General features: G+C 41.3%; 13 protein-coding genes. 6 read left to right on the top strand and 7 right to left on the bottom strand.

The window, feature by feature from the left end; translation table 11 throughout:
* Window positions 1-9: 9 nt before the first annotated feature.
* Together HC643_RS01305 and HC643_RS01300 are read right to left on the bottom strand one after the other, a co-directional pair.
* Window positions 10-4,110, bottom strand: a complete 4,101-nt coding sequence (locus tag HC643_RS01305; protein ID WP_167844597.1) for a PAS domain S-box protein — start codon at window positions 4,108-4,110, stop codon at window positions 10-12.
* A gap of 89 nt (window positions 4,111-4,199) precedes the next feature.
* Window positions 4,200-4,496: a hypothetical protein gene (locus tag HC643_RS01300; protein WP_038080591.1), complete on the bottom strand. Its 297-nt coding sequence runs from the start codon at window positions 4,494-4,496 to the stop codon at window positions 4,200-4,202.
* A 126-nt stretch (window positions 4,497-4,622) separates the two neighbouring features.
* On the opposite strand from HC643_RS01300, the gene HC643_RS01295 reads away from it, so the two are divergent.
* Window positions 4,623-4,901 (top strand): hypothetical protein, encoded by a 279-nt coding sequence (locus HC643_RS01295; RefSeq protein ID WP_050045113.1) that lies wholly within the window; start codon window positions 4,623-4,625, stop codon window positions 4,899-4,901.
* On the opposite strand, the gene HC643_RS01290 is transcribed toward HC643_RS01295, so the two are convergent.
* The 3 genes from HC643_RS01290 to HC643_RS01280 all read right to left on the bottom strand — a co-directional run bounded on the left by HC643_RS01290 (window position 4,887) and on the right by HC643_RS01280 (window position 8,948).
* Complete coding sequence (locus HC643_RS01290; RefSeq protein ID WP_038080590.1) at window positions 4,887-7,004, bottom strand: TonB-dependent receptor plug domain-containing protein; 2,118 nt, start codon at window positions 7,002-7,004, stop codon at window positions 4,887-4,889. The genes HC643_RS01295 and HC643_RS01290 overlap by 15 nt on opposite strands.
* Window positions 7,005-7,160: 156 nt before the next feature.
* The gene (locus HC643_RS01285) at window positions 7,161-7,667 is read right to left on the bottom strand and encodes a GNAT family N-acetyltransferase (RefSeq protein ID WP_038080588.1); all 507 of its coding nucleotides are present in this window, start codon (window positions 7,665-7,667) and stop codon (window positions 7,161-7,163) included.
* Between the two features lie 96 nt (window positions 7,668-7,763).
* On the bottom strand, window positions 7,764-8,948 hold the full coding sequence (locus tag HC643_RS01280) for an RpoD/SigA family RNA polymerase sigma factor (RefSeq protein WP_038080586.1): 1,185 nt from the start codon (window positions 8,946-8,948) through the stop codon (window positions 7,764-7,766).
* 1,004 nt (window positions 8,949-9,952) lie between these two features.
* Here HC643_RS01280 and priA point away from each other — a divergent pair.
* From priA to HC643_RS01260, 4 genes are all read left to right on the top strand, one after another.
* On the top strand, window positions 9,953-12,703 hold the full coding sequence (gene priA, locus HC643_RS01275) for a primosomal protein N' (RefSeq protein ID WP_038080642.1): 2,751 nt from the start codon (window positions 9,953-9,955) through the stop codon (window positions 12,701-12,703).
* A gap of 354 nt (window positions 12,704-13,057) precedes the next feature.
* Entirely contained in the window at window positions 13,058-13,261 is a 204-nt protein-coding gene (locus HC643_RS01270) for a type II toxin-antitoxin system HicB family antitoxin (protein WP_038080579.1), read from the top strand.
* On the top strand, window positions 13,258-13,485 hold the full coding sequence (locus HC643_RS01265) for a type II toxin-antitoxin system HicA family toxin (RefSeq protein ID WP_038080577.1): 228 nt from the start codon (window positions 13,258-13,260) through the stop codon (window positions 13,483-13,485). The genes HC643_RS01270 and HC643_RS01265 overlap by 4 nt, the downstream gene beginning before the upstream one ends.
* A gap of 26 nt (window positions 13,486-13,511) precedes the next feature.
* Window positions 13,512-13,688, top strand: a complete 177-nt coding sequence (locus HC643_RS01260) for a hypothetical protein (RefSeq protein ID WP_153021607.1) — start codon at window positions 13,512-13,514, stop codon at window positions 13,686-13,688.
* Here the strand turns inward: HC643_RS01260 and HC643_RS01255 are convergent.
* Both HC643_RS01255 and HC643_RS01250 read right to left on the bottom strand, forming a co-directional pair.
* Entirely contained in the window at window positions 13,683-14,930 is a 1,248-nt protein-coding gene (locus tag HC643_RS01255; RefSeq protein ID WP_038080575.1) for an FAD-dependent monooxygenase, read from the bottom strand. The two genes, HC643_RS01260 and HC643_RS01255, sit on opposite strands and share 6 nt — an antisense overlap.
* Window positions 14,931-15,043: 113 nt before the next feature.
* Window positions 15,044-15,724, bottom strand: coding sequence for a class I SAM-dependent methyltransferase (locus HC643_RS01250; RefSeq protein WP_038080573.1), 681 nt, complete (start codon window positions 15,722-15,724; stop codon window positions 15,044-15,046).
* Between the two features lie 632 nt (window positions 15,725-16,356).
* On the opposite strand from HC643_RS01250, the gene HC643_RS01245 reads away from it, so the two are divergent.
* Window positions 16,357-16,647, top strand: a complete 291-nt coding sequence (locus tag HC643_RS01245) for a hypothetical protein (RefSeq protein ID WP_038080640.1) — start codon at window positions 16,357-16,359, stop codon at window positions 16,645-16,647.
* The last annotated feature ends 114 nt before the right edge of the window (window positions 16,648-16,761 follow it).

Genomic DNA, 16,761 nt, shown 5'->3' with positions numbered 1-16,761 from the left:
ATCGCGACCTTAATCTTTGGCGTCACTGACTTCAAGTAAATTAAGAATTTCATCAAAGCAAAAGTGACGCAATAACTCTGTAAGAATCCCTGCTATTTCTGAATGAGTCTCAGGAATTTCTTCTAGAAGTTGAGCAATTCGATTTCCATCAACTTCGATCGCAGCTTGATGTAATTGTAAGGTCCATTCAGAAGGCATTATTTTATTTAAATCTGAAACTTTAAGACTTTGTTCTGCTTTTCTATTTCCCTTTGCCTGTATCGTGACTTTTTCTGGCTCCTTGGCATAAAGATAGCGAACACCTAAATATTGAGCCATTTTTTCAAAAATAACCTGTTCTCGAAATGGCTTGCGAACTAAATCATCGCAGCCTACAGCCAAGATATTTGCTTGTTGTTCTTCAAAAGCACTTGCGGTAAGAGCAATGATGGTGGTTTGAGATCGGGGATTGAGAGTCAGTGATTGGGAATTGAAAGTTGTTAGCCCCCGTTGCTGTGTTTCCCATTGCTGTTCTCTGCGCCGAATCTCCGCAGTTGCTTCATAGCCGTTCATGACAGGCATTCGCATATCCATCCAAATGAGATGTGGCTGCCAAGTTTCCCATAAAGCGATCGCTTCTTGTCCGTTAGTAGCACATTGAACATCAAACCCTACAAGACTGAGAAGTTGGGCGATCAGATCCCGATTTTCACGACGGTCATCAACAACTAAAATACGATATTTTGGTTGATTGGGTGCTAGTTGGAGAACGCGCCCGCGAGTTGATAGTGTTGTAACTTCTTGTGGCTCTGCTAATGTCAATTGTATCTTAAATCGAAAAATTGCTCCTTGCCCTGGGGTACTTTCGGCGTAAATATCTCCCCCCATCAACCGTGCAAACTCGCGACTAATTGTCAGCCCCAGCCCAGTTCCTTCTTTTGCTTGAGTCCCGCTTGTTGTTTGGACAAAAGGTTGAAAGAGATGTTCCATTTCTTCGGGTGCAATTCCCCGCCCGGTATCTTCTATTTCAAAAGCGATTGAATATTGGCGATTGAGCATTGGGGATCGAGCATTATTTCTTAGTATGTCCCCCTTATCTCCCTTGTCTCCAGCCCTCATGCCCCAGTCCCCAATCCCCAACTTCACACGCAGTGTCACTTCTCCTGTATGGGTAAATTTAACAGCATTACCGAGTAAGTTAATAAGAACTTGGCGGAGTTTGCCTTGATCCGTATATACGTATTGAGGAACATCGGAAGCGATTTCAAACTTAAGGAGTAACTGCTTTGCTTGTGTTCGCAGTAGAAACATTTCATGTAGTGTTTGTAATAAGTGATGTAGGTCGAAGGGTTCGGGATGAAGAACGCTGTGTCCGGCTTCAATTTTAGACATCTCCAACACATCATTTATCAGGTTAAGCAGATGCTCGCCACTGCAATTGATAGTAGCTAAAGATTCCCGTTGCTTGGTTGTTAAAGCAGTATCTCGCTCCATTAATTGGGCAAAACCAAGAATGGCATTTAGAGGCGTGCGAAGTTCGTGGCTCATATTTGCTAAAAAAGCACTTTTGGCTCGGTTAGCAGCTTCAGCCGCTTCTTTAGCAACTCTCAGGGCTTCTTCTACTTGATGTCTTGCTTTACCAATTGCAATCAGTTCACCTGCTAGTTTTAGTAAGTTAATATCTTCTTTGCTCCAGTTTTTAGAATAGTTAACAACATCAGCCCCTAGAAACCCAACGACAGAACCCTTGTGAGTCATCGGTACTGCAATAACAGACTGAATTGAGTGACTTTCAAATAGTGCTCTTTCCGTTGAGTTCTTTGGCAGTTCGGTAACGCAATTGACTACGAAAGCTTTGTTATGTAAAATTTCAGACAATAAAGAAAAACGTTCCACAGCCCCGCCTTGTCCGCTGAGGGACAATGGTTGAATGCAGGGTAGAGACCATTCATAAATTAACCCTACTTGGCTTTGGTTTTCTGTATACTCAAAAATACACGCTCGTTCTGCACCAATAAATTGGGCGATGGCTTTTAGGGTAAAAGTAATAGCCGTGTTGAACTCCCGGTCAATGAATTGCCGGGATATACTACTGAGTAGACTTTCTGCTCGCACCCGAGTTTGCAGGGCTTCATCAGCTTTTTTGCGCTCTAGTTCTGCATGCTGGCGTTCTTCTTCAAGGCGCTTGCGATCGCTAATATCAGCAATCATAAATTCCAAGCAGGAATCCTCAGCGTTGATCCTAGCAGACATTAAACCCCAAGCGATCGATCCATCCTGACGGCGCAATTGAATTTCAAGGTTGCGAACTTCACCATGCTGTTGCAGTTGGTTTAATATCCAAGGACGGATCTCTGAATCAACGTGAAAATCAGGAGCATAACGTTTACCGATGAGGTCTGTCACGCTACTGTATCCGATAATTTCCGCGCAAGGTTGATTGATATCCAAAAACAGCCCATCCTGAAGACGGGAACGACCAATTCCTACTAAAGAGTTTTCAAAGATCCGGCGGTATTTCAATTCACTGCGGCGTAGTGCTTCTTCTGTTTGTTTGCGTTTTGTAGCATCTGTTCCTACTGAGAGAATTTCTACTAATTGACCACGCTCATCTAATATGGGTTTATTTGCCCAAACAATCCAAACCCGATTTCCATTTTTACAAATATTTTCATTTTCGTTAAAAATATAGTTTTCTGGATGGTGGCAAATATCATCCATTAAATCCTGTAAATCGCGCCCGGATGTTTCCGTTTCGGGAACAATTGTTCCTACAACATTTCGTCCTTTAATCTCGTCAATATTAAAGCCAAAAAACCTCAGACCGTATTCATTTAAAAATTTAATGTTTCCCTTTCTATCCCAACGTAAAATAATACTGTTGGCTGTTTCTACGATAGTACGAAATTTTGATTCGCTCTGCTGCAAAGCTTTCTCTGCTTTGGTACATTCAGTAATGTCTCGGAAATACCAAATTCTGCCGTAATACTCTCCTTGAGGCGATCGCACAGCCGTACTGTATCTATCTAAAGTTCGTCCATCTTTGAGCGTCAGTTCATCATGACAAGTCTCTTCGGGATGATTGTAGAGGTACTCTACTCTATTAACGAACTCCTGGGGTTGTTCTAGCTTATCTAGCAATAGTTCCAACAGTTTTTGGGAATCGCTAGACTGGAGTATTGCTTCTGGAATTTGCCATATTTGGCAGTAGCGCTGATTGTATAGTGCTACTTTTCGATTTTCATCAATGACCAAAATTCCGTCCATACCTGCTTCTGTAGACGCTTGCAGTAAAGCGCGATCGCGAAGTAGGGCTTGCTCTGCTTTGATGCGTTCGGTTACATCTCGAAAACTCCAAACACGCCCAATAATCTGATTGCCTTGCCACTGGGGTTGGGAGTAACGCTCGACGACCCGACCATCCTTTAATTCTACGATATCTAGGACTGATGTTTCTGGATGGTTCACACACAGTTCCCGAATTTTGCCAAGAAATGCTTCCGGATCTTTTGCTTGCTCGGCTATAAACCGCACTCGTTCTTGTCCGCGTCCGGGTAACATGAGATACTCTGGTAATGACCACATCTGCATAATCTTTTGGTTGTACACCGGAGTATTTCCCTCTAAATCTACAAGCACAATTCCATCTGCTGTAGAATCTAGGGTTGCTCTTAACTGTGATAGGGATTCCTCGCGTTCCCGCATGACTTGTCTGTGTTCTGCTTCTAAATGCTTTTGCTGTGTTACATCTCGAATAGTCAGTATGGCAATTTTGTCTTCTTCTGCAAGATTCAAGCAATGACCAAAGAATTGCAGCACTTTTACACATTCGCCCCGGTCAAGCTCGTATTCTGTTGGTTCGTAATTTCCGGCGAAAATTCCAGCACAAGGATAAAATTCCCAACCAATTTCTTGCCCTGCTTGCTTCAAAAGTAACAAGTCATTTAAGGGCTGATTTAAAATACTTTTATGCGGTTGTTTTACCAAGCGCTCAAAGCTAGAGTTACACCATTGGACGTGTCCATTTTGCCCTACCCATACTATGGCATCAGCGATCGCATCTAGTGTCACTTGCATTTTTGTTAGGGTAGTTTGCAGTTCGCGAACCTGCTGGGCTAAATTGACACTCATTTTTTTTTGGTAATCTGAAATTTGGTCTCTTGTATTGAGATTTTAACTTCATTTTTCCTTTAAAGTGCTCTTTGCCATCTTCCCAAACTTTATTCCCAAGTAGATATAGGACGCAGCACCTCAGGAATTTCCCCTTGAGACAAGGGAAATTCCAGAACTGTTTCGCTCAAACCTAAATACCTGGATTCAGCAAAAGATAAGAGCATTCGCGTGAGTGCAAACCAAACCTCTGACTCGTATTCCCAATCTTTATAACGCGAAGCTTTACCAGCAATAGAACGCAATGCCCAAAAATAGCTATTCCTAACAACAGACCCGCCCTTCTTATACTCTGGCACGTCTTCATGGTGAAGAAAAAGAACTTCGTTGTCAATTTTGGCTCTCATAAGAAAGATTATAATTTACCGAAAGTAGTAAGATGAGTCAAATGTTTTTGTACCTTAAAGCGGGTGGCGGTCTTTCCTGTTAATCGAGTAACCTCAAAGTTGTTACTCATTTGCTATTTCTGATTCATGCATCGAGTATTATCTATCTCAGTTGAAGAGAAAGAACGATTATTTCACACAGAGCTTGTCAAACACGGAGTGAGTTACTCTCATGCTGCACGAGTTGCTAAGATTTTAGCATCCGAAACACCGGATGAGGTTTTAACTGCTGAAGATGTACAACTGACTACAGAAGCTTGCAAAATTTGGTTAAAGCAGCACAAGCGATTGACATCACTTTTAAATATGTCATCAGGACTGGGAACTAAATACCCAGTTTCTAAAATTCAATTAAATATTAGATGACAAACCCATACGGAAGGTAAAACCAGGACTATAAGTACGATTTACGCGCTCGTATTTTTCATCAAATAAATTTTCTAAATAAACAGTTAATCCCAAAGTTCTCGTAATCGGAATGCGAGCGCTAAAATCTAAATTAAAGAAAGATGGACTGAAATCTGTAATTTTATCTCCCGGTCTTGTAAAGAATGCTCGACGCGCACCACTGTAGTAAGTGGCGTACAAATTTGCTTGCCAACCTTTACTTTCGTAACCGAGACCAAAAGACGCTACAGAGTAAGGGAGCATACCTAATTGCAATCCTCTTTCCGTTCCTGTTTTGATTTGTGCATCTGTGTACGTGTAATTGAGAAATGTTGACCAACCAGAACCAACTTTCCACTTCAGGGCTGCTTCTAAACCATTCGTGTCCACTAAACCAATATTTGCCCATCTTCCTTGTATAACTCCCAATCGATTATCTAGACTACTTCCAAAGTAAGTAAATTGACCTGTCAAACTCTCAGAGAATCTCACATCTACTCCCGCAGTCCAAGAAGAACCAGTTTCTGGTTCTAGATTGGGATTGGGTGACCAACCATGCACTGTATCATAGACATACAACTGGTCTAGTCCGGGATTGCGCTGTCCTCCAGCCCAACTTCCTCGAAAAGAAAGGATTGAATTAATATCGTATTTTAATCCCACACTAGGATTGAGATAGTTTCCAAATTGACTGTCAAAACTTTGTCTCAGCCCTACATCTAATAAAAAATTGTCGCTGATATTCCAAGTCGTAACGGCGAAAAGTGCTGCGTTTAATAAACTTCTATTCTGAGTTTCATTCAAAGCAACCCGATCGGGAACTGTACTTAATATATCTCCAGTCAACCAAGTATTTTTCAAATCCAAGCCCCATCGCAGTTTATTATTTGCTGTTATCCGCCAATCATGATCGACTCTAGCGGAAAGAAGTTGAGTATCTAACGTTCCAGTACGATAAAACTGGTTGCTAGGACCGTAAGTGTTGAAGTAATCTTGGTTGTAGCCTATTGAGGTTGTCAAAATAGAGCTATTATCATTACTCAGTTGGCTTCTCCAAGATAAACCAATGTTTAACCCATCATGGTCTAAGCGATCGCGCTGTAAAGGAAATCCAAAGTAAATCAATCCCCTACGACTGCTTAATTTAGTCACATCTAAACTAACAGTGTTCTTTTTATTTACATCTAAAGCAAGACTTCCAAAGTAAGTACTTGTTGATGTATCTGCGTTAAATAAGTATCCTTGACTGTCGCGATTTGCTGCACCGACGGGAACGCGATAACGATTATCAACAAAAAACCTTTCAAAGCTAAAGTTGTATCTTAAAGAATTAATTGAAGCTGCATAACTAAATTGTTGGTTATTGAGATTTAAAGAACCAAATTCTGCAGCTGCATTCAATCGAGGAACAATATCGCCTTGTTTGGTAATGATATTAACCACCCCTCCAAAGGCTGAGGAACCATATAAGGTAGAAGCTGCACCGCTGTATAATTCTACGCGTTCGATAGATTCAACAGGGATACTATTGAGATCTGTTGTTCCGTGATAGGTATTGACATTATTATTAATAGGTCTGCCATTAATTAAGAAGACAGATTGATTGATGGAAGCGCCTCGGTAGTAAGTACCAGTATGGATATCAGCACCATAACCCGCATCATTGATAGCAAACCCCGGTAATTTTTTTAAAACATCCGCAACACTGGTTGCACCTTGTTTTTGAATCTCCTCTTTTGGAATGACATATGTTGGAGTCGATTGAGGGAGACTGTCTTCTTTTCCCGTCACATCTATAATGATGTCGGCTTCATCATTATTATTGCTAGGTTCTGACTCTTCTTCTGTAGGAGAGTTGCGATCGTCAGTTGTTTGAGGAGTTTTGGTTGGAGTTGTTGGTGTTTGAGTTATGAGTAATTTTGCACTAGTTAATGGGTGTTCTATCTCGTTTAAATATGGGATATCTGAGGTTTTATATACAACTGTCTGTTGTTTAGACAACTTAAGATCTTCCGCAACGCTAACAGAAGCCAAAGCCAGATTAGCTAATATCACTTGGAAAACTAGAACACCCAATTTCATTGTTTGCCTCACCACACCAAATTATCAATTCATGCTCTTGACAATTACAGCTATGAATGTATAAAGAACAATCACTTTTGTCAGAGCATATGTATCCTTACGGATGGTAAGAGCTATTGTCAAAAGACAAGCTGTCAAACTAGAAGGGTTTATACTCTATTTACCACCTAAGCGAGTCAACTCTTCTCCCGTGACACGGCAAATTCGCCAATCATCCAAAATGCTGGCTCCCATACGGCGATAGAATGCAATAGCTGGCTCATTCCAATCTAAAACGCTCCATTCCAATCGTCCACAACCTCTTTCTACAGCTATCTGAGCAACTTTTGTCAGCAAAGATTTTCCTACACCCTGTCCTCTGTACTCCGGTAGAACGAACAAATCTTCCAGATATATTCCTGGCTTTGTTAAAAATGTTGAATAATTATAAAAGAATAGGGCAAACCCTACAGTTTGCCCCGCATATTCTGCTACTATTGCCTCTACGTATTTTGGCGTTCCAAACAGGTGTTCTTTTAATAAGGAAGCATTGCCTGTGACAGCGTGAGATAGCTTTTCGTATTCTGCTAGCGCTTTAACTAATTCAAACAGTGCATCGCAATCCGTTGGTTCAGCAAAACGTAAGACCAGTTTGGTATTTGCGCTCATTTGTTGGTTATCCATAGTCAGTTATCCACAGTCAATAGTCTACAGTCAATAGCCATTAGTCAATATTTGCTTTTGACTTTTGACTTTTGACTTCTGACTTCTGACTTCTGACTAGACTAACCACCCTTTCAAACGTTTAGCGATATGAGGACGGCGCAACTTCCGCATGGCTTTACTTTGGATTTGTCGAACTCTTTCACGGGAGAGGTTAAACATATTCCCTACTTCTTCCAAAGTGCAGGGTTCGCTAGTGACTAACCCATAACGCAAAGAAATAACGTCTTTTTCTCTTGGAGTCAGCACATCACCCAAAACTTCCCAGATTTCTTGGCGCATCATACTCTCATTCATTTTTGCTTCTGGAGATTGGTTGTCTTCATCTTCCAGTAAATCCATAAGTTCCGTGTCTTCTTCTTTACCAACACGGTGATTGAGAGAAAGGGCTTGACGTCGTAATTGTTGAAGCTGGCGTAGTTGTGGTGCGGGAATTTCTAAAGCTTCCGCCATCTCCAACTCTGTAGGATTGCGACCAAGTTTTTGCTTGAGTTCTCTTTGTGCTTTTTTGAGTTTATTAAGTTTTTCAACAATATGAATGGGTAAGCGGATTGTTCGCGCATCGTTGGCAATAGCCCGTGTAATGGCTTGTCTGATCCACCAGTAGGCGTAGGTAGAGAACTTATACCCTTTATCGGGATCAAATTTTTCTGTTGCACGATTTAATCCCATTGCACCTTCTTGGATGAGATCCAGGAAAGGAACTCCGCGATTTAAGTAGCGTTTGGCGATGGAAACAACTAATCTTAGGTTTGAGCGAATCATTTTGCGTTTCGCGACCCGACCTTGGTATAAGCGATTTTCTAGTTGTTTTTCTGTCATCCCTAATTGGGCTGCGACTAATGACTTACCCGGTTGATATCCCAGTTTTTTATGTAAAGAAGCTTGTAAATCTCTAAATTCTTCTAAAAATCTAACTCGACGCGCTAATTCCACCTCTTCATCTGCTTTAAGCAGTGGGTAACGCGCCATTTCTTTAAAAAATGCACCTACAGCATCATCATACTCGGTTTTATTATACCCCGAAGGACGTGCTGCTGCCATGCCGTCTCCGTCTCGGTCTTCGGTTTCTAAATTGTCTGCGATTCCGGATGCTTCTATTGCTGCATCTATTGCGGCGTCTACTACTGCATCTAAATTGAAAGCTAATTCTTCATTATCAGTAGCAGTTTCCAATTCGATAGTGCCTAAGTCAGCAATATTCATGGTTTCTATTAGGGTTTGTTGCTCTGTTTGGTACATAGGTACATAATTAATGTGATAGTGACAGATGCTTAGGAATGCTTGTTCTCTTTTTTCAGTGAGATACGCACTTAGGGGTGAGTTTTAAGTGCAAAATATAAAGCTTTACCAGTATCTATATGGTTGGTAAAAGTTGAGTATCTGCTTGTCATTACCAAAAGTTCCCTCTTTAGTTAAATTGTTTAAGCTAACAACTCTAGCGAGGGTGTCACAGGTAGGGAATAAGGTTGAAGTATGAAGAATTTATAGGGAACACTAGCATACAAACTGTTTTTTTAATTGACAGCACTTATTTCATACTTCATCTTTAACACTTAAACCATAGAGTTGTCTTCATCTTTTGGTTACAACTAGATACTTTCTTAAACTTATTTCGCTATTACGCTTTATAGATATTCCGTCAGACCACTGACATATATCTTTCTCATTTTTTCTTAAAAAGAAGCTATTTCAAACCCCCTCTCAATTAAATTTTTTTTATTTTTACATAATTTATCTTTTTACCGAGCGATCCTTAAATCTTCATATGATTTTCTAAAAAAATTGACTTTTTCTGCTTGGGTAACCACCATAAGATATCTAAGCTTTTTTGTGCAGGATCTTGCATTGCTGTTAGCTTCCCCCTGGTGGCACCACATTGAGCGGTAAAAACTTTAGCAATGACATCTCTGATAAAGGATCTCACAGACTTCAAGGGTTGAATATCTATCATTAGGCGGAAAAGGCTTCTTTTCCATTTAGTATCCGGAGAAAATTAAGCGAAAAAAGTGGAGATTGCCTATTTTGATCCGAACTGGCATCCGTTTATTTACCGCTATCTAAAGTAGAGATAAATTTATCTACCGGATTACATAAGAGGAAACTTATCAAGTATTATGTCTTAGGACAGTATTGCCAATTACATTTTTGATGAAAGGGTTGCAAACAGTTAGAGTCAGTTGGCAAGGTTAAGATAAACAAAACAGATGGACGAATATTATTTAGACTCCTCCCAAGCAAAGATTATGTATGTGAATGATGTTAGTTTGCTCCCTATGACGGTTGCTGAACCAGGCAAATCCTATAATACACAAATCAATAGGGATCGCTGGATAGACGTGTTGGTAGATAGTCCATCTGGTTCGGAGCTTTACGTTTATAGAGCGCCAGAACAATTGGCAATAAAACCTGGGGACATTTTAAGCGTGCCATTTGGGTCTCAATTGATAGGGGGAGTTGCCATTCGTTTTCTAACACAACCTCCAGCGGATATACCACTGGAAAAAATTCGTGATGTGGAAGAAGTGGTCAGTGCGGGCTTTTTTCCATTGGCATACACAGAACTGGTAAATCGAGTTGCATCTTACTATTGTACGCGCTTGATTGAAGTGGTTCGCATGACTCTACCTCCAGGCTTGTTGGGACGATCGCAGCGACGTATTCGTTTAACTGTTGCAGGCGCAGCAGTTTCTACCGAAACAAACACTGTGGTAGAGAAATACCCGATAGATGTTTCCCGTCCAATTCTGAGTTTTACCAATGTACAAAAGTCTCATTCTTTCCCAAGCCATTTTTATTTATTAAAGGTTATTGAGAATAAGCACTTGCTGACATTATTAATATTTCAACAGTCAGTTGGTAATATCAGTAATAAAACTGCAAATAAAATATTGCAACTTCTTCAAGAACAGATAAATGGAGACTATAGCTTTGTATATCTTCAGCGTCAAGTTCCAAGCGCTCACAAAGCAGTCAAAGAATTGTTACGACGAGGTTTGGTAGAAAGTTATTTAGAACCTCCACAATTAGCTCGGCCCAAATACGAAAAAGCAGTCACCCTAGTGGGAAATGTGTTTGACCGAGATTTAACCTCTCGCCAGCGAGAAGTGCTAGAAGTCTTAAGAAGACGAGGGGGCGAGTTATGGCAAAATGAATTATTGCAAATTAGTAACACAAGCTCTACAATCCTTAAAAATTTAGAACAAAAAGGTTATGTTGTCATCCAAGAAAGGGAGGTATTGCGAACAGAAAGTTCTTCTCCTGTTGGAGGGATGCGAGGAACAGAACAAACAAAGATATTAACACCCGATCAGTCAAAAGTGTTAGATGCGATCGCTCGTTTGAACGGATATGCTAAAGTACTCTTACACGGAGTTACAGGTTCCGGAAAAACAGAGATTTATTTGCAGGCGATCGCTCCAGTGTTAGCTCAAGGAAAATCAGCCCTCGTTCTAGTCCCGGAAATCGGACTCACGCCGCAGTTAACGGATCGTTTTCGCGCTCGTTTTAGTGTAGGAGTCAACGGAACCTCACCCGTACTTGTTTACCATAGCGCCCTTTCTGCAGGAGAAAGATATGATACCTGGCGGCTCATGCTAGCAGGAGAACCCCAGATCGTCATAGGTACGAGAAGCGCCGTATTCGCCCCATTACCAAACTTAGGCATAATTATCCTCGATGAAGAACACGATAGCAGTTTCAAGCAAGATTCTCCCGCCCCAACCTACCACGCCCGTACCGTCGCTCAGTGGAGAGCAGAATTAGAAAATTGTCCTCTCATTCTTGGTTCCGCAACACCTTCTTTAGAGACTTGGGTAGATGTTAGAGACAAGGGAGACAAGGGAGACAAGGGAGAATTATCCCTCCCTCACTCCCTCACTCCCTCACTCCCTCACTCCCTACTCCCTACCCACTACCTCTCTCTCCCCCAACGCATCAACGCCCGCCCTTTACCACCCGTAGAAATTGTGGATATGCGGCGAGAATTGCAAGAGGGAAATCGTTCCATATTTAGTCGTTCCCTGCAAAAAGCACTACAGCAACTCAAAGAACGCAACCAACAAGGAATTTTATTTATTCACCGACGGGGACACAGTACTTTTGTGTCTTGTCGGAGTTGTGGGTTTGTTATAGAATGTCCTCACTGTGATGTATCACTGGCATATCACTACACGGAAGAAGCAACGCCAGTCTTGCGGTGTCATTATTGTAATTACACGCGATCGCATCCCCGAAGTTGTCCGGAATGCAGTTCTCCCTATTTGAAATTTTTTGGGAGTGGAACCCAAAAAGTTGAGGAAGAATTAGCCAAACAATTTCCCGACTTGCGCTGCATCCGCTTTGACAGCGACACGACAAGAAACAAAGGCGCACACCGCAACCTCATTACCCAATTTGCTAATGGAGAAGCCGATCTGTTGGTGGGTACGCAAATGCTAACCAAAGGTTTAGATTTGCCACAAGTGACACTTGTGGGAGTTGTTTCTGCAGATGGGTTGCTACATTTATCAGACTATCGTGCTAGCGAAAGAGCATTTCAAACACTGACTCAGGTTGCAGGGCGTGCTGGTCGGGGAGAAGAACCGGGAAGAGTTATAGTCCAAACATATACTCCAGAACATCCCGCGATCGAGGCGGTAAAAAATCACGATTACCATTCCTTTGTAAATGAAGAACTAGAACAACGGCAAGCACTCAATTACCCACCCTATGGGAGGTTAATTTTATTACGCTTGAGCAGTACCGACCCAATTCAAGTTGAGAATACAGCAAAAGTCGTAGCAGCAATTTTACCGCCACAAGAAGGGTTAGAAATTTTAGGACCCGTACCGGCGAGTATTTTACGAGTAGCCAATCGCTACCGCTGGCAAATTTTGCTAAAGCTCGCTCCCGAAACACCGCCCTATCTGCCAGACTGGGAGGAGATAGATAAACTTTGCCGCCAAAAGTCAGTGAGTTTCACAATTGATGTCGATCCCCTAAATATGATGGGATAGCAGTGACCGGTGAGAAGTCACCAGTCGGCGATCGCGCGATCGCTGACTGGTAACCAAGATCCAGACCATCTCGATCCGGTGGCTCCGCCTGGTAATGCCTTATGAGAGGCTCCACCGCCAGTAAGATATAGCAGTTACTACTTTGCTCAGATACAGGAAAAAAGAATTAACCGCAGATGAACGTGGATAGACGCAGATAAATTTATCCTCAGCAGTCTCAGAAAAGCTATAAATTTATGCGATCCCAAAACCGTTTCTGTAATCCTTCTTAGTTGATTACTACTCAAACCATACAGATGTCCCAAGATTGCTCTTTGTTATGATACCAATAGATTGTTTAACTCTCATAAAAATATGAAACTCAGAGTTATTCTTGAACCTAGTGATGAAGGTGGCTACACTGTTTATGTTCCTTCGTTACCTGGTTGTATTAGTGAAGGTGAGAATATTGATGAAGCGTTAGCAAATATTCAAGAAGCTATAGAACTTTACCTTGAGCCTGTAGAAGACGAAGTTTCTTCAACAGAAGGCATTATCATTCGAGAGTTAGTCCTATGAGTAAGGTTCCTAGCGTTCCATATCAACAAATTATTGCTGCTTTGGAACGAGATGGGTGGGTAGTCGTTCGTCAACGAGGGAGTCACATTCGATTAGAAAAAGAACTATCTGATGAAGTTCTCAAATTGACAGTTCCAGCTCATCGCCCCGTTAAACGTTCAACTCTGGCTCGTATTTTGAAACAAGCCCGCATAAGTGTAGATCGATTTCTCGAACTTTTGTAATACAAAAAACTTGTAGAACGGGTGTTTTGCCCGTTACAGACACGCAGGGCATACAGTATGATGATACTTTACAAGTTGCACGCATCTCCGTAAACTTTTGTATTTTATTATTACTTATAACAAGTATGCGTGTTGGGATTGGAGAGAGCCGATGCTTGCTATCTATTTCAATTGCCAATCCCGATCGCAACCAAAAATTATAGATCGAGTTTAGATAGAACCTTTTCCCATGAAGGTTCGTAATCAAACAACCATTTAAATTGCAAATCACCCAGCCACGTTGGAGTGAGTTTGTAAATCCAGTTGCGAAAAAAACATCCTAGAGAAGAGTTAGTTTGACCGAGAGCACCTACTTGGCGGGATACATTAAAGACACGAGTCACCCTTTGGCTGCGGCTGCTTTCATACTGACGCAACAGTGACGGAATTGCCTTGTAGTTAGCACTGAGATTTAGTAACTTAGCGATTTCAAAGGCGTCTTCTACTGCCATACAGCCACCTTGACCTAAATTTGGTTGTACCGGATGAGCAGCATCTCCAAGTAAGGTGACCCGACCTCTTCCCCACTCAGTACCCAAAGGTTCCCTATCAAAAATATCATCTCGGTAAATCTTCTTATCGTCTAGAGCCTCAATAATGGCAGGTACTGGTTGGGCATAATCAGCAAAGATTTTTCGTAATGCTTGAATGGAGCCGCCAACTGCATCATCATTACCACCAGATTTGCTGTGGCTAAAAGCATAGAAAGCAATTCGATCGCCGCCAACATCAAAATAGCCAAAGCGGTTTCCCTGACCCCAGTATTCCATCCAACTATATTGTGCATCTAGAGGTATGTTCCCTCTGTTAAAGTATCCCCTCCAGCAACACGTACCACTATAAACTGGATCTTCGAGAAACTCTTTACCGTTCAGACAAGCACGCACCTTTGAGTACAGACCATCAGCACCTACTAAAATGTCTCCAATGTCTGTACTTCCGTCTTGAAAGTAAACCTTTACACTATCTCCAGTATCTTCAAAGCTTTTAAAGGCGACACCAGTTTGTACTGTTCCCTCAGGTAAAGCCTCATATAAAATCCGTTGCAGTTCAGGTCTGAGAAGACATACACCTAAATCTTCTTCACCCACAAATTCTGGGGAGTTAATGTATAAAGGATCTCCAGTTTTGCTAGAGAACCCACCCTTTAAAATTTTGCCTCCTTGTTTGTAAAAACGGTTGAAAATCTCGCCTCCCCAAAGAAGGCGATAAATCCGCATGGCATTACGCTGAATAAATATACCTCCAGGTCCAGATAACATGGTGTCAAGTTCTCGCTTTTCGTACACCTTCACTTCAATTCCCACGTCAAGACACGCACGTGCTAAAGTCAAACCACCTATTCCACCCCCGATCGCAATTACCTTTGGCTTGGTCGGCTCGATGGCTTTCCCTACAGTTTGCATTGCTGGCTCCAAATACACATATACTTCATGATATGGCTCTTGACACTACTTAACAGAATTTAATACAAGTGCGTGTCACCTGCACAGCCTCAAGTAAGAATGAAAATTGCGCTTCAGTTCCGCTCAAAAACAAAAATGATTGAGATAGGTTTGTTAGTTACCGGATGGTACATTTCTCGTAAATTCAGCAGTCGGTAATCGCGAGTGCAAAATTCCTCAATCCAAGATTCAACAGTACGGTAATACCAAGGAGCAGGGTGAAATGGCTCGTTTCCGATCTCCTGCCACGAAGTCTCCCTCCAGCCATCTGCGGTTTCAGTGTCACCACAAGCAGTAGACGGGTGAAGTGTTTGAACGATGATTTTACCACAAGGTTCTAGAAGACGGTGACCGGCATCAGCGATATCAGTCAAGTCTCTTTGTCCGAGAATTGAAAAGTTACAGATAAAGCAAGAAAAACGATCGATGTTACCAAATTTTTGCGTTCCCAGATCGGAGTATAAACTTACAAGAAAGCGAGAATCTCCATATTCCCGTGCTGCTTCAATCAAAGCGCAAGAAGCATCTACGCCCCACCCATCAATTCCCTTAGCAAAAAGTTCGCGACACAACCATCCTTCTCCGCATCCTACATCCAAAAAAGTTGTCGGATTCAGCCCAGTTAGAGTCTCTAGTATGCTCTTGTTAGTAACAAGAACCCTGCTTTCAATTTGATTGTACCGAATCACCCGCGTCCAGGACAAGGCATTTTGGTTCCATGAATTCAGGATTCGTTCTTCATTTTCATGCATCATTTTCCTATTTCTCTCTATTAGAATAAATTTTCTTTTTCACTATTTCAACTAATTGTTGATGTTGTTCTTGCGTTAGCTTTACTATGTGATTTTTTGGCATATCCTAATTGCATTTAACTCGACCTTTCAAATGTATTATACATCCGCGTCTTATACCCTCTTTATAATTGAGTCCGCGTAAGCGGTAAGTCCAGATCTACAGGCGTGTTTCCCACGCCCAGGTAACTAGCGAACCCGGAAATGAATTTTAGCGTGAACGAGGAGTCACACAAGTTGGTGCAACAGGAGAGCCAATTCTGTCTAATAAAAAAACAACCGTAGATGCTTGTCATAGGGTTTTGCGAAAGTTTGTAGGTGTTGTGTCTGTGGATGGCCTTCTTGATAGTTAGGTTGAGCCAAAATTCTTCTGCAGCTTGATAAGTTTTTTGATAAAGCAGCTTAAGAATGTTTAGTATGAATCATTAATAGATAAATTTTTTAATTATAAATTTAAAGTAAAAAATTAGAAAATTAGAATAAAATTTAATAGAGTAAAATATAATTATTAAGTTTATTAAAGCCAGACAGCTACTGGCTTAAAATATTAAGCTAAAACCAATTTTTTCAAGTGAATATCATTTACCAAAAGCAAAATGACTGAAGTAAGAGCCAACTATGATAAATCCTGGAAAGAAGCTTTAAACGAATATTTTGAAGACTTCTTATCCTTTTTCTTCCCCTCAGCACACACAGCAATTGATTGGACACAACCTCCTGAATCTCTGGATAAAGAGCTTCAAAATATTACCGCTTCAGCACAAGCGGGAGATGGAGTAGCTGATAAACTGTATAAAGTTCGGTTGTTGGACAAAAAAGAAGCTTGGATTTTAATCCACATTGAAGTGCAAAGTGATTATGATGTTAACTTGGAAAAGCGAATATAAGTAAGTCGGCGCGATAAAACCAATGTATGTTGAGTTTTGTAAAAACCTTAGAACGACGTATTCATAGGCTCTTTGTTGATTTTATATGTCGTTACATAGTTTGATTTTTTAACG

This window comes from Tolypothrix bouteillei VB521301, from assembly GCF_000760695.4.
Lineage (GTDB): Bacteria > Cyanobacteriota > Cyanobacteriia > Cyanobacteriales > Nostocaceae > Scytonema > Scytonema bouteillei_A.
The sequence above is the reverse complement of the archived record's forward strand: the minus strand, read 5'-3'. Positions and strand labels throughout refer to the sequence as shown.